This window comes from Liquorilactobacillus oeni DSM 19972 (genome assembly GCF_001436275.1).
GTDB lineage: Bacteria > Bacillota > Bacilli > Lactobacillales > Lactobacillaceae > Liquorilactobacillus > Liquorilactobacillus oeni.
The window spans coordinates 226,013-251,043 of record NZ_AZEH01000039.1 but is presented as its reverse complement, the minus strand read 5'-3'; the positions used below and the strand labels follow the sequence as shown (position 1 = coordinate 251,043).

Below are 25,031 nucleotides of genomic sequence, written 5' to 3'. Positions count from 1 at the left end.
TTAGCAATCATTGCATCTTTGATTAGGATCACCCCCACATACGTGGGGAATACCTCGGTAAGAACTTTACAAGCCGTTATATGATAGGATCACCCCCACATACGTGGGGAATACTTAAAGCACAAATAGGTTCGGATTTAACAAGTAGGATCACCCCCACATACGTGGGGAATACTCTCTCTTATAAATCCTCTTCCTTGCAATATCAGGATCACCCCCACATACGTGGGGAATACTTTGCTATTGCTTTAGGGCTGTCCGAAAGGACAGGATCACCCCCACATACGTGGGGAATACCCTTTTAAAAGGTTAGTTCCTACTGCAGAATTAGGATCACCCCCACATACGTGGGGAATACACTAAACGATTCCCGTCATAACAGCATTTCTAAATTAGTAAATGTCCATTTTCTATGAGTTTGGTCTCCAATTCAAGGGTTGCTTGAGCATCAGATAATGCATGATGTGGTTTTGAATTTCTGACTGAGTATTCTTTAAGTACCGTACTTAAACGATAATTATCAAGAAATTTATTTGTTTTTTTTACAACTGGCATTAGATCTACCATTTGATTGGATAGGCCTGGTTGACCAATTTTCTTGAAACCATAGGACAGAAATTCTTGATCAAATCGCAAATTATACCCCACAATGACTGATTGTCCAACAAACTCTTTTAATTGTTGCAATGCTGAATCCAAATTAATTCCCCTTGTCTTTAGCAAGTCAGAAGAAATCCCTGTTAAGGTCGTTATTTTCGTTTGAATGTTATCGTTAACCTGAATAAGTTTATAAAATTGATCAATTTCACCATTTTCGACTTTTTTGACTGCGCCAATAGAAATAATTTTATCAGTTGCTACCTTTAGCCCGGTTGTTTCAAGGTCAATTGCCGTTACTTGTTTTTGAAGCTTATGTGCCCTTTTTCTATCAGTTCTATGTGTCATAACTTTGGCTCGATGAAATTTGGCTGCGTTACTGAATCCATGTTTAACAGGACCGGGAGTTGTGTTAAGGCGCATCATTAATGGAATTCCATCATAATCAATAACTTGGTAGTCTTTTCGGGTCGTTTCCATTTGATAGCCCAATTCACTGTTGGTATTGTAAACCATTGTTGCTTCACCATTGCCAATATTTTTCATGATTCGATCCCAAAGTAAGTCCCTGATTCTAGCACTAACGTTGCCGACATAAACGCCTGTTTGAACCTCCTGATACCACTTAGTCAAATCTCCCCGTAAGGATTGAGGAACTTTTGTCAGTGTGATGACAATCATGCACCATCATCTTCTTCAAATTCGTGATATTGAACACCAAATTTTTGCAAGCCCATTTTATCATCCCAGAGATTAATAACATCGACGCTAATATCAGTTTCAGTCACACCCAGAATTGATTTTAAATCTTTGACCATTCGCACTAATAACTTACCATTAGCAAAAGCATCTCGCATTGCTAATCGGGTCCTAGAACCAATGTCCCTATCATGACTGTATTTTGCGGCAATCTGAAAAGCAATTGGAATTGAAAATTCTGCTTTATACAAATCGGCAAAATCGTAAACAAATGATAAATCATGACCGGTATGGACAAACCCCAAACCAGCAGAGGCCCCCAGCGCTACAATCACACTATAACTCAAGCCATACAAAGCTTGGTGAGCAGCTGTAAGAGCCTTATTAATTGGTGTTCCTGCTTCGAAATTATCTGGATTATATTCCCGACGTGACCACTGGACTTTTGTTTTTTGAGATTGCATACGATACACGCCTCGCACCCGACTACCTTCCTTCCCGCGAAGCTCTTGCATTGATAACTCCGATACATCATCATCCGGGAATCGCATTTGGTACATTTTTCGTGCAACTGCAACGCGTGCCCGTTTATTCGAAACTAATCTTGCCTGAGCTTGAAGTAGTCGCGAAGAATGATTTAAAGATCGCCCATGAGCATATTGTCGGACACCTTGTTCGCCAACCCAGACAGCACCCATTCCAGCATCACCAATTAGTTCCATTGCTCGATGAGTAATGTCGACACCGGGACCAAGCAGCAGTACGCTAACAATTGCAACTGGCACAAAAACATTGCCCCGATTATCCGAAACCATAATGGCACTGTCTTGGCGATTCAATTTGGCGTGTTCAAGATAAAGAAACGTAATTCGGTCCCGCACCCGACTTAGTTCCGACAATTCAGGCTTTTTGGCACCCATATTTTTATTCATGATTTAACCTCTTGGAATAACTGTCATTAGGCCCATTCCAAAGGCCCTTTCGCGTCCAACTCCATTTTCCAATGTTTGTTTAAACTTTTCCAAATTTTTGACTCTTAAAAGGCCTTCAAAAGTAACCCGACTCAAACGAATTCTTCGACCACCATGTCGCAAAATCGGCCAATCTCGGTTAATAATATCAAATGCTGCCAGCTCTGGAACGCTCGAAAGCCTATCTTGATTTTGCTCAACTAGTTGAAATCCCAGCTTGTCAGCCCGATCAGCTAACCACTTTCCCTGCTGCTGAATTGTAATGTGAGGAACAATCCGTGGCTGTTTACTGTCTTGGCGTTTGATAGCATGGGTTGGATTGGCTGTTAATCGGAACTGCATAATTTGTCCTTCTTGAATTTGCATTAAAAATGGATCATAAGCCCGTGACATTGTTGTTTGGGGAACCCCATATTTTACAAGTTCAGTTAAATCCGGCCTTTCTTTGCTTAATAACAATAGGTACTTTTTATCAGCTAATTGATCAATTCGCCATAAATGGCGATAACGATTATGAGCCTTTATTTCATCTGGAAAGCAGTGTTCAATCCAGTCATGAAAAGCTCCAAGATGGGTTAGGTCCTTAGTTTTTTGACGATTATTAACGTCAATTTGAACTCTTGATAGATACATATTGCACTCCTTTCTAGAGAAATTGCATTGGATCATGATGGGTATTGGGATCTTGCGGATTAATTGCGGCTTGTGCTCGTTCAACATAGGGGTTCTTTAACCTAACCTCTTCAATAGCGATTGGCCTAAATCCGTGTCTTCGATTTCGTTGATCAAAAGATTCCACTTGGTCTTTTGCTAGTATGCTTCTTTTTTGGGGTAATAAATTGGCGTCGGCAATAATTTCAATGTGTTCCACAAATTCTTGCTTGGTTTGCCACCACTTTTTTTCTTGATACCATGGTGAAGCTTGCCACTTCAGTTCTTCTAAAGCCATAATTGGATTGGTATTAGAAATTGCTTTTAAATCTAGGATTCCAGCTGGCACATTCGATCGTCGTCCAAGAAATAATTGAAACTTTGGGTTTCTTAAGGCCTGTTCAATTTTATCAATCATTGCTTCATTTTCATGACCAATTCCAACCATAAATACTGCATCCTGCAAATAATTACGATACGTAATTTTTCGGGTATTTTTCTTCCACTCTACGGTTTGAAAATCGGTCAGATTTTTGCCGCGCTGATCGACTCGAACGGCAAAGCTTAATTCATTTAATTTAGAAATACGTTGATCATCTCGTCTGTACCCTAAAGCTGCCGCTATCATGCCAACGACAGCACTTTTGGATGGATAGTCTCCACTTGTTCTTCGAGCAAATGATGCTTCATTTCCATATGATTGCAATGGTGAAGTTAATCTAATCGTTAGCGTTTTCATCCTGTACCACCTCTGTTAACGTCTTGGTAACTTTATTGAGGAGTTCACCCAAGTTGGTAACTGATTCAGCAAGTTGAGAGTCATACTTACCATTTATTAAAACAACATTTAACGCTGGCTTGTTAATCAGCCCACTTTTCTGAATTGACTGATACTCGTCTTCAAGACCTTTAATTGATTTTTCAACATATCCATGATTTGACCTAACCGGATCTTCAAAAGCCGAAACTAAGTTAACGGGCGTATCTGTCCGAATAGTTATCATAATGTAGTTTGGTAGAGTCTTATTGGCAAAGGTATTCTGTTTACCGGTTGGCATTGAAAGAACAAATGACTTGATGAATGCAGAAATACCCTGAACAGCATCATCTTTACCCAAATTTCGCACCAGTTCGTTCACATTCACGTTAGCATATCGATATAAAGTAGCAGAGTTAAACTCAATTGTTCCCAACATTGCAGCTCCTGCGGAATCTTCTGATTGTAAGTCATCTAGAGCCGTGTAGTAATCAAATTCGGGAACAATTTCATGAGTAGAAATAGCATGGGCAACTTGAGCCGACGCATCAACGTTTAATTCAGGATTATCCGCTACCATTCGGCCAAAAAGGGCTAAGTCTAAAGAATCGTCACGCTTCAAGACCCTTTTGATCTCCTTCTTGTCAAATTTTTCATGTTCCGTTACATATTGGGCCAGCTTCCCAAGTTGACCCGGGCTAACTAGTAAGAGTGCTCCCGTTTCACCATCTTTATTGATCTTAATACCTGCAGTCTTAAATACTTCAGTGGCCTTTTTGATTGCAGATTCCCCATTTAAGGAGGAATCAATCACTACCATTTTGTCTGCCAATAATTTAACCGCTTTTTTAGTTCTGGTACCAATATCAACGTTTTCTGCTTTAAATGATGTTCGAATAGCGTGTTTCCAACTTTGAGAAGATACCCGAGCCCGTGTCACCCCACCATAAAGTGCCGTTTTAGGGGCTCCTGTATCATCTCGATTAATGTTGGATGATGGTACAGTTTGTAAAACATTCAGGTCAATATATAAATTTTTGCTCATTAGTTTTTCTCCTCTTTAAATTTAGTTGCGGATGTGATTACTCAAAAATACTGCTGCCCCCAAAGTAAGCGGACATTATTAGCATACTCATAGCTTAATTGGAACCAATAGAGATTCTCAGCTAATTTGGCAAAATCAATTTTTGGCAGATTAGGATTAGCTTTTAATATCTCAATCAAATGTGTAATCCCGTTAATCACGCTATTAATATTCGTCGTTCCCAAGATTGCTTGAACCCGACGATCCAATGCTACTCTAGTTTCGTCTCTCTTACGCAAATTTGCCAATGCTTGAAAAAGTTGAAGTCCATCTGCGCCTTCAGCTGGTCCAGCGGAACCATAGACAATTGTTTCTTTTCCTTGTTGATAAATGGCGTAAAAGTGAATTGCTGCATATATCGCAATTTCAGCATATGTTGGCTTACCAGTTTTACTAAGCATATTATCGTCCAGATTGGCCATCATAATTGGCCATACTCTTTGGGCTCTCTGACTATTAATAGTTGCTCCACTTCTTGCACTTGCCAAAACAGCTTTATCTAAACTGCCATTGCCATAAAGCTTCTGGATAATTCTGATAGCAGCATTTTGAATTTTATATGGCATAAACTTTGATCACCCTTTCCTCTCTATTTTAAGATCAACTTGTAATTTGTACCGTAAATGATTATTAACAGTAAAAATATTATTTACGAGCCCCTTATCATCTACCAAGCCACGGATATCTCTAGGTGAACTTGATTGGATAACTTGGCTTGCAGCATCCAAAACAAGTTTGCGGAGGGTTTCTTTCCATAATTCAATTTTCCTTTCTCGATCATCATGATTTGTTAAATGCGCCAGCCATGCTTTGAATGGTTCATTTAAGCTCTCATAAAATTTACTGCTCAAACGATTAGCAAATGAACGAGCATCATAATTACGAATCTGACCAATCGTCATTGCAAATCGCCAAAAGTCTTTCCCAATAACCTGGGTAAGTTCAATCGTGTCTTCAATTCGTTTTGGCCAATAATCGGGATTCCTTTCATCGAAAAGCACAGCCGCATTAATATGCATATCATCAGATACTTCGGCTGCTGGTGCCTGTGATGTTGCATTACCATCGCTTATCAAAATAGCCGAAGCAAGGGTTAAGTGGAAATTGTATGGTATGATTCCTTTATTTTTTAATAAGTTTAACCATTCAACGATTCCGGGCTCATGAATATCATCAGATCCATTTACGTTGACGTATTGACCAAAGTTACGCCACATTGCTGTCCCTAATGACTGAAGCCATTTAACAGCCGGTTTGTATCGATTAGTCTTTTTGTCAATCCTCCAAATCGTCATCGGTTCAATGAAAGCATCTTCGTTTTCAAACATTGGTATCCCAGCACTAAAAATTGTTGGCAGTCCCCCTTGATCCCAATCAATATGAAGTATCCGTGACCATGATGTATAGATTTCTGCTATGTTGTCTGGTATTTGTTGCTTTTTTCGTTTATTTACGTAGTTTTCAACACTTTCATATTCCCAAACAGGCTTTTGGGGATAATACATTTTGTCCTTTCTCACTAAAACCAGATTTAACATCAACGTTTGAAAAAGCGTATTACCAGCTGCAAATACCGAATTTAACTGATAGAGCCAACCTCGAGAAACCGAAAATTTTTCGGTAGTTTTAATCTTAGTTTTATCGGTCACACCGGTAAAATTCTGATAGGTAATTAACCAACGAACGAGTTCATCAAGTTTAATATCATTTTTAAATTCACCAACCTTGGGAGAAAAAACCGCCGGTGTATGAGCACTTTCTGAAATTTGCCGGTTAATCTGTTTAACGGCGACTGTTCCAGAACCCTTACCATCCTTAATTTGCTTCTTGGCTGGCACAAAAAAGTTATATTCGCTTTCAGTTACCTGATAAAATGGGTGCTCACCAAACAGACAAAAATGATCTTCATACCGTTTCAAATAGTTCGTTACAATTTCTGTGAAATGTCCATTTCCGTTCTGATATAACGTCTTCCAAGTATCAAAAAGATCATTCTCATCTTCTTGATCATAATCATCCTCATTGACACTTTTGCTCACTTGCATTGTGCTTTCATCAATTGTTAACCAATCATACGGTTCATTTTTGGCATTAAATCGCGAATAAACCGTCGTTAAAATTGCCAGTAGAAACCGCAAAATAGCCAAGTCCTGCGAACGCATCTCACCAGCCAATTCTCGATAATTATGAGCATTTTGAAACAGTTTTATTAATGAAACTGTTTTTTCTTGATTTGTATCCTTCTCAATCACTTTAAGCCAAGGATCAGTAGCCAAATTGAATTTCCTATCGCTCATTTTCATCCTCCTTTTCATAACTTAGTCCAAACTTTGAAGTGTACTTAAGGGACCATTCACCTAACCTTGCTGATGAGTTATCATCTAGTGGCAATGCTAGTGCCCCCCTTAACCATGAACTTTCCTGCCACTGGGGATAGTATTTGCTCGTCAAATTTTCTAAAGCATCAATTGCTTTATCAATCCTCGGTGTAACTGTTGAGGGAATTTTAATCAACTGTTCGGCAATCTCTTGTGGCGCAACTTTAGCCAAATGACGACCATCTAACAAAAAATCACCCTTATTTGTGTGTTTCAATAAAATAACTTCAAGGGTTTCTCTGATATCTCGGACCGCCGCATTGGCTTTTTGTTCATCTTTATCAACATCAGCTTGGCCGCGATTCAACCAACCATGAATGGTGGCATTTCTTCCATAGCTCGGTTTATCAATCTGAAAAGCATTGGCTTTATGTTTTTCTGTCTCAAAATTATTATCAAATTCTGCTTTAGCATCAGCAATGTCACCAACTTGATTGTCTGTATGGGGATCATAAACCTCCTGAACAAGTTTTGAAATATCATCTGGTAAAGTAATTTCACTTTTTAAAAAATAATCCGTTTTTATCAGTAAATATTTCGGATAGATCGCTTGGTTAGCATCTCCATAATCACCAAAATCATTGATCCCCATTACATATACCTGCGGTACTTTAAGTGCTTCTGGCCTTTTAATATCGTGCCGATGAAGACGACCGGCTCGCTGTAATATTAAGTCCATTGGTGCAATGTCCGTATACAAAACGTCGAAGTCAATGTCCAAAGACTGTTCCAATACCTGAGTACCAATGACGATCATTTTAGTAGGGCGCTGACCATGTTTACCAATTGAATTTTGTAAAGCCTCTTCCTGTTTCTCCCGATCTGGTGAAAGAAAAGCAGAGTGAAAAATCATCAGTTTGGTATCTTTGGGGACCAGCCTAGCAAGTGCCTGAGCCCGTCGGACAGTATTAACGATAATTCCGGCAATTCCGCCAGCACTAATTTTATGTAAAACGTGCTGTATCAACGTTTTATCGTCAAGATTGAGGCGTTTAACATACAATTGGGTTATCGGCTGATCGCTCTGCCCTGGAAAATTTGAAACTTGTGTTAACTTGCTGCCATCCAAAATACTTAGTAAAGGATAAGCTTGTGTATCTTGCCAACCTGTAGAAGCTTCAAAAATTTGTTTGTACTTTTTACCGTACTTACCCTTTAAATATGCAATTAAAAGCAAATTTCGTTTTTCTTTTGGCAAAGTTGCAGATAAAATCACGGTTGGCACATGATAAGCCCCCAGCCAATTTATTGCTTTATATAAGTATTGGTTCATGTAGCTGTCATAAGCATGAACTTCATCAATAATGACGACTTTGCCACTAAATCCCAGGTGTTTTAAAAATAAATGTTTTTGTTTTAATCCCATCAATAAGAGATTATCGATCGTTCCAACTGTAAATTTAGTTAAAATTGACTTTTTGCCGGAAAACCACGAATTGACAACTACGGATCCGGCCTTGCCTGAATCATCAGGATCATCAATGTTCGAAGCATAAGGTAGTTTTTGATAATTTTTATTAAATTGAGCTTTACCATGCATTAATTTAATTGAAAAATTTTCAACTTGATCTTCTGCCAGTTTTTCTAGCCAACTATCAACCCGATCAAACATAGCATTAGTTGTGGCCTGGGTCGGCAACCCCAAGAATACACCATCTTCACCCTTTTTATATGCTAATTGTTCAGCAGCAACTAAAGCAATCTCGGTTTTGCCAAGGCCCATCGGAGCTTCAACAATCACCATTCCTGGATCAATAGTGTCCCCAATTACGCTAGTCGTAGTCGACTGAACCGGGCGAGCATTGAACCCCCAGCGAGATTTGTATGGATCATTTTCAGTCAAAACACTTTGTGGCTGCCATTCACCGCTTAGATCCCAAGTTTCAATTGCGTGTTCAAAACGGCTCGTCATATCAATATCGGTAAAAGACTGATCCATTTGAATCAATGGGAAAAGCGGTTTTGACTCATCATCATTTAGATATTCACTTGATGCTAGCCAATCGGCCATAATTAAAAGGCCTTCTAAAAGGACTGCCTGTGGTTGATTAACCGAAGGAATTTGGTCAATACTTTCATATCCAGATAATTCTAAACCACAATCAAAGATGTCTGTTTGAACCTGTTTCCAACGCTTTTGAACCGCTTGATCAACATCACTTTGATAATAATTAGCCGTGTAGTCATTCAATTGTCTTCTGGGTGCATCCTGCAATGGTTTGCCATGGTGACCGCCAATAATAGCACCCACTGAAATAGGGACACCAAAATCTTCCAAAATTGCTTCACCAGCTTCAGCATGAGGTGACTTTGAAGCAGACATAAAAAGTGCATCATCTAGTTTTGCAAAACCATTTCTAACTAAACGCTCAATAATTTCATCATCAAGTGATCGTTCACGACCATATGATGGCTTTGTTTGAAATGCCGGTGTTGCTTTTCCAATGTCATGGGAGAATCCAATAAATTTCACTAATTTTTGGATTTCCTCATCAGAAAAGCCATTAGAAATTAATTGACTTTGTTCACCACTGAGCCAGTGATTAAACAGCCAATTAATTGTTTTTTGTACATCAATTAGGTGAGTAATTAATGGCAGCCATCGTTGACTACCGTTTTCGGACCTTTTTTTGGCCCATAAAATTTGCTCCCTTCTAGTTAGATCAACCATCTACTACATATCCCTTCACATTTAATTACACAATTTAAGTAACATTATTATACATCAGTTAGCAATTAAATCACGAATATAACTGAAGACACTTAAAGATCATCACTTTCATCTATTCCTAATCATCTAGGATAAGTTCGAATCTTAAATAAAATGAAGTCTCATTAACTGATGTAAGAAAGGGGCTTTTTTATAATTATTACAGCTAACTGAAATATTAACAGTAACATACTAAGGTTAAGTTACTAAGGTTAAGTTATTGTTTAATAATTTTAACTACTGTTCTAACCACTATTTTTTAAAATTTATTAATTCTATTTTAAGTCCTTTAATGCAAAAAATTAATATAGTATTTCTATTAGAAAAACAGTTATCTTTTGAGTTTAGTAGTTATCCAGTTAATTTAAATGAAGTGAAAGAAACTATTAATTTAGAAAATTCTTTTATTATGATTTTCTGCGTGCTTACCATAATTATTTAAAGGAAAGTTGCACCTTATTCATCAATATAAATAGTTATTATTCCTAATAATTTCAGTTTAAATAATGTATTATCATCGATAAAGCCGATTGTTTTAACTCTACCTACTGCTTTTAAAATTTCATTTAACAATAATGCAGTTTCAGAACAATCACAAACAGTTATGAACTAAAAAATATAGCTGTCGCTCTTTTAAGAAATATGTCTATTATGAGGCTTAAGAAAGCTACCTGCTGCTGAGAATGGGTGCTATTTTTTGTGTATAAAATAAAAGGACACACCTCTCCCCTTCCAAAGTTTGAGATGTGCTTGTGTGACGATACAGAGGACACTTGTCCTCTATGTTAAGTATAACCTTTGTGAATTACATTACAATTTATTTTTAACCTAACTTTACTGGAATATCTGTTCATCAATACAAGAAACGATTTTTATTTAATATTCAAACAAGCAAGTGGAATTTTAGTAGTATAATACTAGTTTGGAAACGATAATCATTCTCAAAAAACATTCCAGATTATAAAACAAAACTCCCTCCTGACAACTTACTTTGTTTAAAGACAATAAAAAATAAAGCTCATTGTCTTTTTGACTATCATTAAAAGCGGTTTTGAATTATGCTGTTAGAATAGCAGTAACAGAAATAAAGTTCATGCGTAATAAAAAAGGACAGAAACTTAGAATAAATTATCTTTCTGTTTGATCAAGTGAAGTAACAACACTTTTTTACTTTCATACTTCATCTTATGAATGACCACAAGTTATGCAATAAATTTACAAAGGATGCGTAAAAATGAAAGAATATGATCCAGATTTTTTAGATTTTGTTCAGCGGCTTGGAGAATGGTTTCATGAAGCAGAACAAAATCAGTATGATATCTCGCAGTCAGATGAAGCCTATGATGACGACCTCGCAATGATTGCCGTGATTTCGGAATTAAATGCATCCATTACTAAGAACGAAGAACTCTTAAAAAAACTCTTTAAAACCTATCGGCAAAAGCTGGAATGAAACATACAGCTCCAAATTTTTACTAGATAAAAACAGCTTCTAAAAATCATTTGATTTAAGAAGCTGTTTTTTTAAATTAAATTTATTTTTTAAAATTGTGTTAAAAGTTCATCCTGAAAATCCTGCATTTCTAAGTCATCAGGTACAAGCCGCAGGTATGCTGCAACGTTTTGCTTAGCACTTTCCAAATTACCTGTTGCACGGTTAATGTATGCAAATTCTCGCAAAAAATCAGGATTTTCGCTAAACGCATCGGCAGCAGCCTGATAGTTTTCAAGAGCATGTTTATCATCTTCAAGTGCGTGGTAAGCACGGCCGCTATTCCAATAAAGCTGGGGATCCACTTCATCTTCTTGTAAAAAGCTTCCTAAAAAGTCGAGCGTTTCTTCATACTTGTGTCGGCTTATCAATAAGTTGCTAAGTTCAATAACAAGAGTCAAGTTATCTGGATCAAGCTCGAGTGCCTTTTTCAAATACCCTTCAGCAAGCTGAGGCTGTTGAAGTTTTAATGAAACAGTACTGGCTTCTTGATAAAGTTTGGTATTATACTCATCAACGCGCAAGCCCTGCCTAAGAGCGGCAAGCGCTTCTTGCAGCAAGCCCTGTTCTTCATAAGCCTTAGCCAAATAAGGATACAGTGTGGAATAATCATTCTGATCCTTTTTTAATTTTTCAAAATTTTTAACAGCATCTTCATAATCCTTGAGTTGAAATTGAGTAAATGCCAATTGAAAACGGGTATCAGGATCAAAATCGTCCTCGCTGACCTGTTCGAAATAACCCAATGCTTGCTCAAGGTTCCCTGCAGAAGCACAAACTTGTGCCAATCTTTTTACCAAATGTACACCGGCAATTTCCGCTACTCCGTTTTTTACCAAAGACAAGTAAAAGTGAAGTGCTTTGTGATATTCTTTCATGTTAAAATACAGTTCAGCAAGTCCAAAAACAACTGCATTTTCCTGTGGAGCAATGCGATGAGCCTCAATTAATTTCTGCTCACTAGCTTCAAAGAGACCTTGAGTTTGGTATAAATCAGCTGCAACTAATAAAGCATTGAGGTATGCTTTTGAATCCGGCTCCACTTCTGAAAGATAATTTAACGCTTCATCGTCTTTGCCCTGACTAACAGCTAGGTCTGCAAGCTCTACTTTAAGAAGATCTTCTTCTGGAAACTTCTGCAATAAGTTGCGGTAAGCTTTTTCTGCTAAATCGGAAAAACCCAGCATATACAATTCCTCTGCCAAACTATAAATCAGATCAGGCTCATCAGTTTCCAAAGCTCTTTGAAACAATTTTTTGCCCTCATCAATTTTACCATCTTTAATTAGTTCAATTACTTTCAGTGAATAACTCATAAATACTCCTTTTAAAGTAAGCAATTAAATTCTTATTTAAATGCGATTAACTCTCCAAAACATTCTCATTCATTATCTCAAAGCTCCAAAAAGCTGAAATCAACCGTTCTAATCGTAATCTGTACCAGCTCTTGCATAGATAATACTAACATATTTTAACTGTGAGAGATAATACCATGCAATAATGCTACATTGCTAATACTTGTTATGTAAACCAAGTTTTTTTATTTTATACTCTGACAATATGCTTGTGTTTCAGATAATATACGTTATCAACATATTTAATTTTTAGTTTATTAGATAAAAGTTAATACAAAAGCTGTTCCCAGGATTTATTATAGATTTTCACAAAATATAAATGTGTAGAAATAAAAAAGCTGATAAATCAACGTTTTACGAAGATCTACCAGACTTTATCTGTATGTAGTCGGAACAAGGAAATCCCGACCTACGACGAGTAAAAGAATTACTACTACTTAACAGCATCCTTTAAAGCTTTACCTGGTTTAAATGCAGGTACCTTGCTTGCGGGAATTTGAATTTCTTTACCCGTTTGTGGGTTGCGACCCTTACGAGCTGCACGATCACGTACTTCAAAGTTTCCAAACCCGATAAGTTGAACCTTTTCCCCATCTGCTAATGTAGCTTGAATTGTTTCAAAAACTGCATCAACAGCTGTAGTTGCATCTTTTTTAGTCAATCCAGTTTTTGTAGCAACCGTTTCGATTAATTGTGCTTTGTTTGCCATGTGTTTCACCTCCTCAAATGAAGAAATATCCACAAACAGAATTATCTGTCAGCAATCATTTTGATAAAATCAAAATCATGAAACAATGACTAACAAAATCATTATCTCTGTTAATAAGATAGCATATAAAGCCTAATATGACAAGGTTTTTCGCCTCTTTTTTGGTTTTTTGAACTAAAATTTGCTAGTAAAAACAAAAGCCTAAAAGGGGTAAAAAGACAGTCTAACATAAGGAACATTATTTTAAAACTATTTACGCTTACGTTCAATTAAATGGATTGGAGTACCTTCAAAATCAAATGCATCTCGAATTTGATTTTCCAAAAAACGTGCATAAGAAAAATGCATTAAATCCGGGTCGTTTACAAAAACGATAAAAGTCGGCGGTTTAATAGCAACTTGAGTTGTATAGTATATCCTCAATCGTTTGCCATTATCTGTAGGAGTAGGATTTCGTGCTATTGCATCCATAATTACATCATTAAGAACAGAAGATGTTATGCGACGCTCATGATTATCGTTGATTCGCTTAATAAGGCTTGGCAGTTGATCTAATCTTTGCTTAGTAAGCGCGGAAACAAAAATAATTGGCGCATAACTCAAATATTGAAACTCTTGTCTGACCAATTCTTCAAATTCATGCATGGTGTGATTATCTTTTTTAACAGTATCCCATTTATTGACCAGAATAATAATTCCTCTTCCAGCTTCATGGGCATAACCAGCTACTTTTTTATCCTGTTCACGGATTCCTTCTTCAGCATTTAAAACAACCAATACAACATCTGAACGATCGATTGCTCTCATCGCACGTAAAACTGCATACTTTTCGGTATTTTCGTAAACTTTACCTTTTTTTCTGATTCCTGCTGTATCGATTACGGTAAATTCATCACCATTTTGTGTAATAAACGGTGTATCAATTGCATCACGGGTGGTTCCTTCAATATTAGAAACAATGACCCGGTTCTCTCCCAAGATAGCATTAACTAAGGAAGACTTGCCTACATTTGGCCGCCCAATCAAACTAAATCTGACAGTATTATTTTCAACTTCTTCACCCTTGGCAGGAAATGCTGCACAGACCTTATCTAAAAGATCCCCAATTCCAATACCATGTGTACTGGAAATTGGCAACGGATCCCCAAACCCTAGTGAATAGAAATCGTAAATCTCACTTCTTAATTCTGGGTTATCAACCTTATTAACTGCTACTATCACAGGCTTGTCCGAATGATAAAGAATTCTTGCAACCTTCTCATCAGCGTCAGTTACTCCTTCACGTGCACTAACCACAAAAACAATAACGTCTGCTTCATCAATGGCGATTTGAGCTTGTTCCGTGATTTGAGTTAAAAACTGTTCTTCACCAATGTCAATTCCACCTGTATCAATCAAGCTGAACTTTTGTCCTAACCATTCGCTATGAGCATAAATACGATCACGCGTCACTCCTGGGACATCTTCTACGATAGAAATTCTTTCTCCAGCAATTCTGTTAAATACTGTGGACTTGCCAACGTTTGGGCGTCCTACAATTGCCATAACTGGATTAGCCAATTTTCACACCTCTCTTACAAAATTATTCTATAAAACTATTAGCATAAAATTAGGGACTGAGACAAAGCTATACTTTTGTCTCAGTCCCAATCCGAACAACTTAACAGAAGAAATTATTTATCTTCATCTTTATCCTTTAAATCGCCAACAAGATCACCAAGAGTGAACCCTGTGCTTTCTTCAGGAATGTCACTTTTTTCTACCTTTGTTTCTTTCTTTGGTGCTTGACTGCCAGCACTCGGTTTTTCTTCAAGTGCCTTAATTGAAAGTGCTAAACGGTGTTCTTGTGGGTGAACACTCAAAACTTTCACTTTAATCTGGTCACCTGAATTAAGAACTTCATTAGGAGTAGCGATATGCTTATGGGAAATTTGTGAAATATGAACCAAACCTTCGACACCTGGGAAGACTTCCACAAAAGCACCAAAACTGGTCAAACGTTTTACAGTTCCTTCAATAACATCACCTTCGGCAACTTTTTCGCTTAAATTATCCCAAGGCTGTGGCAATGTTTGTTTGATAGAAAGCGAAATACGTTCCCTTTCTTTATCAACAGCAAGCACTTTAACCTTAACAGTTTCACCAACCTTTAACACATCAGAAGGTTTTCCGACACGTTCATATGAAATCTCAGAAACGTGAACTAAGCCATCAACACCGCCTAAATCAACAAAGGCACCGAAACTGGTCAAACGAGCAACTTTTCCTTCAACGACATCCCCTACAACCAACTTAGAAAGAGTTTCAGCTTTTTTAGCTTCACGTTCTTTTCTAACAATTTCTTTATGAGAAAGGATTAAACGATTTTCACTTGGTTCAATTTCAATAATTTTGAGTTCAAGTTCTTGTCCCTTATACTGGTTCAGGTCTTCAACAAAACGATCATCAACCATTGATGCAGGAATAAAACCACGAACACCAGCATCCACAACTAAACCGCCCTTTACAACTTGTGTAACAGGTGCAGTAATAGTCTCTTCAGCTTTAAACTTCGCTTCAATTTCATCCCATACTTTACGAGCCTTTAAACGACGTTGTGAAAGAAGGTAACTGCCGCCTTCTTTATCGGAGCCGATCCGAGAAATTACAACCAGATCCAACACGTCGCCAACCTTGACACTTTCTTCAACATTTTCATCGTTTTTAACACTGATTTCTTTAAAAGGAACTACGCCTTCTACACCAGTTCCTTCAATTCCAACGATGACCTGCTTTGCGTCATCAATAGCTAATACTTCACCCTTAACGACGTCCCCAATTTTAACTTCGTTAACACTATTTAATGCTTCTAATAAATCTTTATTTGATTCTGTTTCACTCATGGACAATGTCCTCCTTAACGACTAACTCTAACTTCCATTCTAGCCGAATTTTATAAAAAATTCCAGTTAAATTGCTAATTTCAAGCTTTTTCCAGCTTATTTTCTACTATTTCCATAATTTTAGAAACAACTTCTTCAATATTTAAACTTGTTGTATCGACTTTAGTTGCGTCTTCAGCCTGAACAAGCGGTGAAACCACTCTTGTTGAATCCTTGCGGTCTCTTTCCTCTATTTCACGCTCAAGTTCGCGAAGCGGGGTCGCAATTTTCTTTATTTGATTTTCCTTAAAGCGGCGTAAAGCACGTTCCTTTACACTTGCAACTAAGAAAATTTTGATTTCAGCATCAGGCAAAACAGTCGTTCCAATATCTCGCCCATCCATTACTATTCCGCCATTTACTGCAATCTCTTGTTGCTGTTGAGTTAGCTTTGTGCGCACACTTACTTGAGCCGCAACAGTCGAAACGTTATTTGTGATATCTGGCATCCGAATCTCTTTTGTTACATCATTACCATTCACAAAAACCAATTGTCCGTTTTTTGAAGGAACAAATTTGATCTCTATCGTCTTTAACATCTCAGCTAATGCAAGATCATCATTCAAAGCAACATTTTGCTGTATTGCCAGCCAAGTAACTGCACGATACATTGCCCCAGTATCACAATAGATATACTTTAATTTATGTGCTACCAGTTTAGCAACTGTACTTTTACCCGCCGAAGCCGGGCCGTCAATTGCAATTTTTAATTTTTTTGCCACCGTCCATAACTCCTCTAAAGTCACTAAAAAATTTAAAACATTTATTATATACTATTTAACACGGACCTTTTGTCCTGGTGTAAGCGTAGAGCCGCTGCCAAGTGTCGGATTAAGCTGCAGTAATTCATCAACAGTCAAACCATTGTTAACAGCAACACGATAAACACCCTGTCCTGCCCCAACTTCAACATAGCTTGCATCTGTACTGCTGGATGATGAACTGGAAGATTGCGATTGAGATGCAGATGAATCAGGCTCTTCCTGTTGGGTTTCACTTGAACTACCTGAAGCTGCGCTATCCGAAGCAGTACTGCTTGAAGCAGCCTCTGTAGTTTGTTGAATTTTTGAAGATGAAGAAGCTGAATCCTTAATCGCCTCCTTTTGTTTAGAAGTAGAAGCTGTTTTCTTTTTTGATGTGCTTTCTTTAGATGAGGTGGACTCAACCATTCCCACATCGTTATTTCCTCCGTCTGATTGCTTAGCCGAAGTATGCTGTGAAATAAAATATAATGCCACTGTTCCCAATATAATTGCGATAAAAATGACCAATAACGATGTTGTCAGTACCGTAGTCGCTTTACTTTTTTTACGTGTTGCAGTTCGTGAATAGTTTCCGCTATCATCACGTTCATCGTCAAATGTTTTGTCCCAAGGTTTTTGTTCTTCACCCTGGTCTTTTAATTTGCGGTTCATAGCATTTCCTCCTCAAATGATCATTTTTATTTTACCATAAGAAGATACTGCAAGTCATACTTGTTTACCTTAACCGCACCTCTCTTATCAATTCTTATCTCTTATTTTCATTAAAAAGGTGAGAAATCACCTTTCGATAATCCTCTAAACTTTTTGTGTAGTTATTACCCGGCTTGTGCAACAAAAAATTATCTAATACGAGCGGCTGTCCGGCAGGTTGACAGCAGTCTACATTATGGTCAGCTTTTTTTTCTTCGCCGAAATACTTACACAAAAAGTTTCTTCTGCATTTAGCAGTTTCAACATAAGCAATCAGTTCCTGCAGCTTTTTCTCTCTTTCAAACCGCCGCTTTTTGAAAATCTGTTTTAATTTTAAAGGTGTTAAAAACCGACCTGCATAATACTCTAACAGATTTTTCTTATCACTTCCCTGCAGACAAGAATTAATTAAATCTTTATGATTAAAATAATACTCTATTTCTCCATCATCTGGCAACGAATTACTACTTAAATGTCGCTGCAGATCAATGTCTGCAGGATTAAACAGTAAAAGTGCAAGGCTGCGCTGCCCGTCTCTGCCGGCACGTCCGATTTCTTGAGAGTAACTCTCCAAATCAGCCGGTAGATGATAATGGAGCACGCATCTGATATTTTTTTTATTTATCCCCATTCCAAAGGCACTCGTTGCGCATACTGCATCAAGCTGATCATTCATAAATTGTTGTTGAATAGAATAACGATCCTTTTTTGAAAGCCCTGCATGATAAGCTGCCGTTTTTAAGTCGGTTCGATCATTAAGCAGCTGACTTATCTCGTCAGCTTTTTTTTTACTGGAAAAATAAAGCAATATAGGTGTTGCCAATTGCGGTAAAATCTCTAGGAGATATTCATCTTTTTGCTGCTGGGTGTCAACTTGCTTTGCTGCTAAAAAAATATTTGGCCGATCAACGGACCTGCGAACGATTTTAATTGATTCATTCTCATTAAAAAGCTGTCTGCAAATATCTTGTTCAACCTCTGGTGTCGCAGTAGCCGTCAAAGCAAGTGTAACTGGGTTGCCAAGCTTTTGCCTGATTATTTTAAGATCCAAATAATCAGGCCTAAAATCAGGTCCCCACTGCGAAATACAGTGTGCTTCATCAACAACAAACAATCCAAGGGAGATAGTTTTCAACTGTTCAAGTACTTCTTCTTTTTGCAGCATTTCAGGTGCCATATAAACATAGTCATATTCACGAAGATGGTGAATAACGAAATATTTGTGTTGATAGGAAAGCTCCGAAGTGACTGCAATCGCCTTTTTTTCACCTATAAAATGTAATTGTTCAACCTGATCCTGCATCAAAGATAATAAAGGCGACACGATCAATACGGTCTGGTTTAAAAGCTTGCCTGCCAATTGATAGCACAAAGACTTTCCCGTTCCGGTTGGTAAAATTCCTAAAGTAGATTGTCTTTTCAGTAAAGAATCTATTATTTGCTTTTGACCCTCTTTAAAAGAGGTATACCCAAAGAAAGTATGTAGTTTTTTTTCTAAAAAATTGTCAGAAATCATATCTGCTCCTTTCAATCTGGAAAAGTCTGAACTTAAAAAAATCAAGTTGTATATTTTTTTCTTTAAGCTGCTGATAATTCCAATCGAGCGGTGCTTTCTCACTAAAGTTATCTGCTAAAATTTTATATTCATTTTGGTTTATAATTCTTTCAAACGTAAAATTATGTTCAAAGATAGCGGCTTCTAGAAGATGCTCTTTAACTGTACTTAATTTTACCTTGCGCAACTGTCCAATTTTTTCTAAAGACACTCCCTTATTAAAAAGTTCATACGTAGTAAAAGCACTATTGGAAAGTAAACTATTTTTCAGCAAAGGTTTTACTAAAGAATAAAAAACGTCATTTTGCTTTATCAAGTACATAGCAAACATCACAGAATAATCACGCCAAAGTGTATTAATATCCTCAACCGTGTAAGTTTCACTGCTTTTTGCTAACTGTACCGCAGTTTTTGCAATCACGCCATGACCATTAAAAGAAGCTGCAAAAATATCTGCTTCTTCTTGCAGCTTACCAGCTAAAAAAGAAAGTAAATTTTTTTTAATTGTCTTGCTCAAACCTGCACTTTTATTTTGTTGAAACCATCTTTTAAAATAAAACTGTGCTTTATAGGAAGTTGCACTCACATAATAACGTTTATTGCAATAAGAAAGTTCTGAACCGACTTGTATTAAGAGCTGTAAAACGTCTCCCCACATTTTTTCGTCAAGTTTTTGAAAAAACTCAGGATTCTTTGGGCGATAATGTATGTGTTCATAATTTTCTTTTTCCTTAAGTCCAATTTCAGTTAAAAGCAAGCCTGCTGGCTTTTCTTGTAAAAAATTTTCAGCTTTTAATTGCGTTATAAAATTATCAAAAGCACCTGCATTCAGCTGTGGAGCTGTCCCAAGCCATTCTAATAAATGATATTGCATTCCCCAAAATAAATTTGAAACTGTCCGCTTATTCAAAAGAACTTGTCTGATTACGGCTGGTCGCCGTGATTGGGTTCGTGAAAAAAAATAAAGCAGACTTTCTTTGCTTGGCAATTATTCTCTCTCCTTTCTTGCTACAAATTAACATACTTCTATTTTATCTTATTATCTACGCAAGAAAAGCAAAAAGATACCGCTTTTAATAGCAATACAAAAAATTAAATAAAGGGAGTGTACCAATAGTCGTTAGGATTTGAACGTTAGCTGTGAATTACTCTCATAGTCAGATTCGAACTATGGGAGTAATTCGTAGTTAAACGGAAAAAACCGACTATTGAACCATGTTAATATGGAAACCGCAAGAAAGTACAAAAAAGCTGAGCCAAAACATAAGTTTTGACCCAACTCCAGTTACCTATTCTTAAAAATTTGCTTCAAAGTCCGAAAATCACTACAAAATTTAATGCAGGACCATTGAACGACCTTTTAACCATACCCTCAATTTGACAAAAAAAAGCCAAAAAGCTGTTCCAACGATGATCCCTTTTAACAAATTAAAAGGAACAACTCCATATAATACTATCTGTTCAAGCGGCAATGAAAGTTTCATTCCCAAAACCGACATATATAAAGGAGTGATCACAAAATAATTTGCTACTGATAAAATGAACGTCAAACTTAATGTTCCCGAAAAAATAGTCCAAAATATGTTGCGACCACTCGTTGATTGATCTTTTCTCAAAAGATAAAAAATAGGTAAAATAAATGACAGAGAGGCAAGCAAGTTGGTAGAAACTCCAATTAAGTTGCTAATAGACGGTCCTGAAATCACAAAGTAAAGCAGTGAACGTAAAACTGCAATCTCAATACCCCCTAACGGACCAAAAATAAGTATTCCAAAGAGAAGCGGCAGATCAGAAAAATCGATCTTCATGTATGGTACAATCGGAATCACCGAAAAAGATAAAAACATAAGCAAATATGAAAGACCTGCCAAAGAAGCAGCAATGACATACCTGCGTGTAGCTGAATAAACCATAGAAAAACCTCCTATCGTTTATCTTCACAAGTGCGCCTATTCAAACAAAAAAGCTCTGCTGATCAGAGACCAACAGAGTTTACTTAATTGTCATTAAATAAGCCCTATCTTCTTTATCCAGACTTTACTGTCGGTACTGGGATCACACCAGTTCAACTGCATCACTGCAGGTCGCGGACTTTTACCGCCGGTCGGGAGTTTCACCCTGCCCCTGAAGATAAACTAATTATTTTTTACCTACTAAAAATATCATATTATTGTCGTGTTTGCAACAAAATACTTTTCACTGCTTTAAACGCTTGATTTCTTCTTGCGTCAGCTTGCGAAATTCTCCAGAATTCAATCCTGCTAAGGTTAAAAAACCATAACTTTCACGTTTAAGTTTTTTAACTGGAAAGCCTACTTTTTCCAGCATTCTTTTTACCTGATGATATCTGCCTTCATGAATAGTCAAAGAAATAATCGCAGTTTTCTTTTTGCTATCAGCAGATATTAAATGCGTTTTTGCTGGTGCGGTTTTTCTTTGATCCAACTGAATTCCTAACCGAAGTTTTTTAAAGATTTCATTATCAGGTATTCCTTCAACCTTTGCAACGTAAGTTTTTCCAACCTTATACCGCGGATGCATCAGTTTATTTGCGAGTTCACCATCGTTTGTTAATAAAAGGAGCCCCGATGTATCATAATCTAGACGTCCAATTGGGTACACTCTTTCTTGGATATCTTTAAAATAGTCTGTGACTACTTTTCTGCCTTTATCATCTTTTACTGCAGAGATAACACCACGCGGTTTATAGAAAAGATAATAAACTTTCTTCTCACGTTCAAGAGCCTTGCCGTTCACAACTACAAGATCAGTAGGAGCAACCTTGACTCCTAACTCCTCAACAATCTTGCCGTTAACTTGCACGTTACCAGCCAAAATCATTTTTTCGGAGGCTCTTCTTGATGCCACACCGGCATTTGCCATTACTTTTTGTAACCGTTCGCTTTCATTTGCCATCTTTTAACTCCTCCAAATTTGAACCGTCTTCTTGCAATGTTTCATTAAATAATTCAAGCAGATTTTCATTTTTTTCTGTTTCATTTTTCTTCGAATCCGGTTCTGGCAGCGGTGGCAGATCTTTTAATGATTGAAGCCCAAAATGATCTAAAAAGATTTCAGTTGTTTCATATAAGATCGGTCGTCCGGGTGCTTCCAATCTGCCAGCTTCACCGATCAGTTCAAAAGCAAGTAATTTTTGCAACGATCCATTAGAACGCACGCCTCTAATTTCTTCTATCTGAACCCGTGTAACAGGTTGCTTATAAGCAATGATAGCAAGAACCTCAAGAGCAGCGTGCGATAGGGAAGAAACATTTGGAGCCTCAAAGTAACCTTTTAAAAGAGAAGCAAACTCTTTCTTAGTCGCTAACCGCAAGCGTTCTTCAGTACTCAAGACCTGCAAGCAGCAATTTGAGTCATCCATATACTTTTTTTGCAGCTGTTTGATCTGAGCACTCACAGCTGGCTTAAGTAGTCCAGTAAACTCAGCAAGCTGTCCTAAAGAAATTCCTTCATCTCCGGCAGCAAAGAGCAATGCTTCAATTTTTGCTTGGTTTGTCTGCATTTTTTTTGCCACTCCTCAGTTTAATCGGACCTAATATCGTTGTTTGCCTTACTATTACAGTTCCACGCTTAACCAGTTCAAGCAGTGCAAGAAAAGTAGTAACAACTTGTTCCAGAATTATTTTTTCAGGTGAAAAAAGTTGAACAAATTCTATTTCTTTTTGGTTATTTTCCAAAATATGTTGTAACCGTTTCATTTCTTCTTCGATTGTAAAACTTTCCCTTGTAACTGTTTTACTGATTTTTATTTTTCCTCTTTGTCGGCTTAAGACTGAAAAAAAAGCCTGCTGTAATTTTTCAGGCTCTTGCCTTTTTCCTAATAATTGTGTACGCACGCTGCTTGGAGCCATTTCTTGTTCGCGTGTATAACTAAGTGCCCTAACATCCGCCATCTCTTGTAAATTATTTGAAGCAAGCTGATAACATTGATGAACTAACAGCTGCTGCACGAGCTCCAAACGTGGATCTTCCGTTTCATCAGATTCCAGCGTTTCAGGATGTTTCGGCAATAACATCTTGCTTTTAATATTTAATAAAGTCGCGGCCATAACTAAATACTCCCCAGCGATATCGAGCGACATTGTCTGCATTTGGTGCAGCTGTTCAATATACTGGGAAGTTATTTCAGTCATTTGAATATTGTAGAGGTCCATTTCATTTTTTTTAATTAGCTGTAAAAGCAGATCGAGCGGTCCTTCAAATGTATTCAGTTTAAAAGTAAGTTTCCGAGTCCCGCTCTCTGTAAAATTTTCATTTACCATTACGCTGTTCCCACTTCGTAATTAAAGCTGTTGTTTCAATACTTCCCATCATCTTTGCTTCTGGATAAAGAGCAGTAAGAGCGTTCAACATTTCGAAACTAACACCCTCATTACGTTCAGCTGGAGTTACTGCAACATGTCGAATCATTAAAACATCATTAATAACTTCAACTCCAATGACCCCAACAAAATCACCGGCATCATTTTTCCACAAAAACAAGCAACGTTCATCATCATCGCAATACCACTTAACTTCAGCTTGCAAGTGGGAAATTTCCTTTAAGTCAGGAATAAAGGAAAGTAAGCCCATAGTGATCTTTTCGTAATCATTTTTATACTTGTAAAGCATTATTGACCTCCTGTGGTCTAGATATCTAAAGTAAAATCGAACTTACTTTATCATAATTTTCTTTTTTACACAAATCAACTAGGCACGAGGATGATATCTATTATAAACATCTGCAAGCCTTTTTTTAGACAGATGAGTATAGATCTGAGTGGTAGAGATGTCTGCATGACCAAGAAGCTCCTGCACTACTCTTAAATCAGCACCATTTTCTAGAATGTGTGTCGCAAAAGAATGTCTTAGCGTGTGCGGTGTTACATTTTTTTGAATACCTGCTTTTTTTACTTCCAACTTTAAATTTTTCCAAATGCCCTGTCTGCTTAATTTGCGTCCATGATGATTTAAAAACAGAAAACTGCTTCTTTGGTTTTTCAACAATTTAGGGCGAACTTCATTTAAATAGCGCTCCAGCCAATGAATTGCCTGATCTCCAATCGGAATAATTCTTTCTTTCTGTCCCTTACCTAATGTCTGAATAAGTCCAAGACTAAGATGCAGATCTGAAAGTTGTAAGTTAATTGCTTCACTTACACGAAGGCCAGTCGCGTACATTAATTCCAAGATGGCTCTATTTCTGAGCCCAAGTGGTTTTGTGACATCAGGAGAGAGCAATAAGCGCTCCACTTCCTTGGTTGAAAGAACTTCAGGCAAGTGTTCCTTTCTCTTTGGAGCATCAATTAATTGCATTGGATCATTTTTAATTTTTTCTTCCTCCACCAAATACTGGAAGAATTTACGCAAACTAGTAATACAGCGTACAATGGAGCTATCAGCCTTCTTTTGCTCCCCCTCATCCTGGAGGAAAGAGATAATGACTTTACGATCTATCATATCAAAATTCGTAATCTTACGGCTAATTAAAAATGAAATGAACTGCTGCAGATCATTATGATAACTAGCAATAGTATTTTGAGAAAGTCCTCTTTCAACCTTTAAATAGTGCAAATAATCAACAACAGTTCCCTTCATAAGCTCACCCTCCATCAAAAGAAACTACAACCAGCTCAATCCGTCTCCTAAAATAAAAAGCTAACCTAAAACAGTAAATAAAGCTGATAATTGCGACGCA

23 protein-coding genes, 1 CRISPR repeat array and 1 riboswitch (1 of these 25 cut by a window edge) are annotated in these 25,031 nt (G+C 37.2%); of the genes, 1 reads left to right on the top strand and 22 read right to left on the bottom strand.

Annotated elements, in window-relative coordinates:
• A CRISPR array of direct repeats spans window positions 1-358; the repeat unit is 29 nt; unit sequence AGGATCACCCCCACATACGTGGGGAATAC; it reaches 1,257 nt to the left of the window's first position.
• A gap of 29 nt (window positions 359-387) precedes the next feature.
• From cas2e to FD46_RS06355, 8 genes are read right to left on the bottom strand one after another with little or no spacing between them, the layout of a single operon-like run.
• Window positions 388-1,278, bottom strand: a complete 891-nt coding sequence (gene cas2e, locus FD46_RS06390) for a type I-E CRISPR-associated endoribonuclease Cas2e (RefSeq protein WP_057896330.1) — start codon at window positions 1,276-1,278, stop codon at window positions 388-390.
• The gene (cas1e, locus tag FD46_RS06385; RefSeq protein ID WP_057896329.1) at window positions 1,275-2,228 is read right to left on the bottom strand and encodes a type I-E CRISPR-associated endonuclease Cas1e; all 954 of its coding nucleotides are present in this window, start codon (window positions 2,226-2,228) and stop codon (window positions 1,275-1,277) included. Before cas1e ends, cas2e begins: the two co-directional genes overlap by 4 nt.
• 3 nt (window positions 2,229-2,231) lie before the next feature.
• Window positions 2,232-2,900: a type I-E CRISPR-associated protein Cas6/Cse3/CasE gene (gene cas6e / locus FD46_RS06380; RefSeq protein WP_057896328.1), complete on the bottom strand. Its 669-nt coding sequence runs from the start codon at window positions 2,898-2,900 to the stop codon at window positions 2,232-2,234.
• 13 nt (window positions 2,901-2,913) lie between these two features.
• Window positions 2,914-3,657 (bottom strand): type I-E CRISPR-associated protein Cas5/CasD, encoded by a 744-nt coding sequence (gene cas5e, locus FD46_RS06375; RefSeq protein WP_057896327.1) that lies wholly within the window; start codon window positions 3,655-3,657, stop codon window positions 2,914-2,916.
• Window positions 3,638-4,720, bottom strand: coding sequence for a type I-E CRISPR-associated protein Cas7/Cse4/CasC (gene cas7e, locus FD46_RS06370; RefSeq protein WP_057896326.1), 1,083 nt, complete (start codon window positions 4,718-4,720; stop codon window positions 3,638-3,640). The genes cas5e and cas7e overlap by 20 nt, the downstream gene beginning before the upstream one ends.
• Before the next feature lie 41 nt (window positions 4,721-4,761).
• A complete protein-coding gene (gene casB / locus FD46_RS06365) occupies window positions 4,762-5,325 on the bottom strand; it encodes a type I-E CRISPR-associated protein Cse2/CasB (RefSeq protein ID WP_057896325.1) in 564 nt (187 codons plus the stop codon).
• 9 nt (window positions 5,326-5,334) lie between these two features.
• Window positions 5,335-7,056, bottom strand: coding sequence for a type I-E CRISPR-associated protein Cse1/CasA (locus tag FD46_RS06360; RefSeq protein WP_057896324.1), 1,722 nt, complete (start codon window positions 7,054-7,056; stop codon window positions 5,335-5,337).
• On the bottom strand, window positions 7,046-9,808 hold the full coding sequence (locus FD46_RS06355; protein ID WP_057896323.1) for a CRISPR-associated helicase/endonuclease Cas3: 2,763 nt from the start codon (window positions 9,806-9,808) through the stop codon (window positions 7,046-7,048). The genes FD46_RS06360 and FD46_RS06355 overlap by 11 nt, the downstream gene beginning before the upstream one ends.
• A 1,273-nt stretch (window positions 9,809-11,081) precedes the next feature.
• Here FD46_RS06355 and FD46_RS06350 point away from each other — a divergent pair.
• Window positions 11,082-11,300, top strand: a complete 219-nt coding sequence (locus tag FD46_RS06350) for a hypothetical protein (RefSeq protein WP_057896322.1) — start codon at window positions 11,082-11,084, stop codon at window positions 11,298-11,300.
• Window positions 11,301-11,389: 89 nt separating this feature from the next.
• Here the strand turns inward: FD46_RS06350 and FD46_RS06345 are convergent, their stop codons facing one another.
• The 14 genes from FD46_RS06345 to xerD form a co-directional block, all read right to left on the bottom strand.
• Window positions 11,390-12,655 (bottom strand): tetratricopeptide repeat protein, encoded by a 1,266-nt coding sequence (locus FD46_RS06345; protein WP_057896321.1) that lies wholly within the window; start codon window positions 12,653-12,655, stop codon window positions 11,390-11,392.
• Between the two features lie 472 nt (window positions 12,656-13,127).
• Window positions 13,128-13,403, bottom strand: coding sequence for an HU family DNA-binding protein (locus FD46_RS06340; RefSeq protein ID WP_057896320.1), 276 nt, complete (start codon window positions 13,401-13,403; stop codon window positions 13,128-13,130).
• 249 nt (window positions 13,404-13,652) lie between these two features.
• Window positions 13,653-14,963, bottom strand: a complete 1,311-nt coding sequence (gene der / locus FD46_RS06335) for a ribosome biogenesis GTPase Der (RefSeq protein WP_057896319.1) — start codon at window positions 14,961-14,963, stop codon at window positions 13,653-13,655.
• A 113-nt stretch (window positions 14,964-15,076) separates the two neighbouring features.
• Entirely contained in the window at window positions 15,077-16,285 is a 1,209-nt protein-coding gene (gene rpsA / locus FD46_RS06330; RefSeq protein WP_057896318.1) for a 30S ribosomal protein S1, read from the bottom strand.
• Window positions 16,286-16,365: 80 nt separating this feature from the next.
• On the bottom strand, window positions 16,366-17,046 hold the full coding sequence (gene cmk, locus FD46_RS06325; protein ID WP_057896317.1) for a (d)CMP kinase: 681 nt from the start codon (window positions 17,044-17,046) through the stop codon (window positions 16,366-16,368).
• 51 nt (window positions 17,047-17,097) lie between these two features.
• Entirely contained in the window at window positions 17,098-17,739 is a 642-nt protein-coding gene (locus tag FD46_RS06320) for a LysM peptidoglycan-binding domain-containing protein (protein WP_057896316.1), read from the bottom strand.
• A 94-nt stretch (window positions 17,740-17,833) separates the two neighbouring features.
• Entirely contained in the window at window positions 17,834-19,294 is a 1,461-nt protein-coding gene (locus FD46_RS06315) for a RecQ family ATP-dependent DNA helicase (protein ID WP_157047099.1), read from the bottom strand.
• On the bottom strand, window positions 19,284-20,321 hold the full coding sequence (locus tag FD46_RS06310; protein ID WP_057896315.1) for a helix-turn-helix domain-containing protein: 1,038 nt from the start codon (window positions 20,319-20,321) through the stop codon (window positions 19,284-19,286). Before FD46_RS06310 ends, FD46_RS06315 begins: the two co-directional genes overlap by 11 nt.
• 346 nt (window positions 20,322-20,667) lie before the next feature.
• Complete coding sequence (locus tag FD46_RS06305) at window positions 20,668-21,246, bottom strand: ECF transporter S component (protein ID WP_057896314.1); 579 nt, start codon at window positions 21,244-21,246, stop codon at window positions 20,668-20,670.
• Window positions 21,247-21,348: 102 nt separating this feature from the next.
• Window positions 21,349-21,469: riboswitch (FMN riboswitch) on the bottom strand.
• Window positions 21,470-21,529: 60 nt separating this feature from the next.
• On the bottom strand, window positions 21,530-22,249 hold the full coding sequence (locus tag FD46_RS06300; RefSeq protein WP_057896313.1) for a pseudouridine synthase: 720 nt from the start codon (window positions 22,247-22,249) through the stop codon (window positions 21,530-21,532).
• Window positions 22,239-22,856 (bottom strand): SMC-Scp complex subunit ScpB, encoded by a 618-nt coding sequence (gene scpB, locus FD46_RS06295; RefSeq protein ID WP_057896312.1) that lies wholly within the window; start codon window positions 22,854-22,856, stop codon window positions 22,239-22,241. Before scpB ends, FD46_RS06300 begins: the two co-directional genes overlap by 11 nt.
• A complete protein-coding gene (locus FD46_RS06290; protein ID WP_057896311.1) occupies window positions 22,831-23,616 on the bottom strand; it encodes a segregation and condensation protein A in 786 nt (261 codons plus the stop codon). Before FD46_RS06290 ends, scpB begins: the two co-directional genes overlap by 26 nt.
• Complete coding sequence (locus FD46_RS06285) at window positions 23,606-23,965, bottom strand: GNAT family N-acetyltransferase (RefSeq protein WP_057896310.1); 360 nt, start codon at window positions 23,963-23,965, stop codon at window positions 23,606-23,608. The genes FD46_RS06290 and FD46_RS06285 overlap by 11 nt, the downstream gene beginning before the upstream one ends.
• Before the next feature lie 78 nt (window positions 23,966-24,043).
• Complete coding sequence (gene xerD, locus FD46_RS06280; RefSeq protein WP_057896309.1) at window positions 24,044-24,931, bottom strand: site-specific tyrosine recombinase XerD; 888 nt, start codon at window positions 24,929-24,931, stop codon at window positions 24,044-24,046.
• Between the last annotated feature and the right edge of the window lie 100 nt (window positions 24,932-25,031).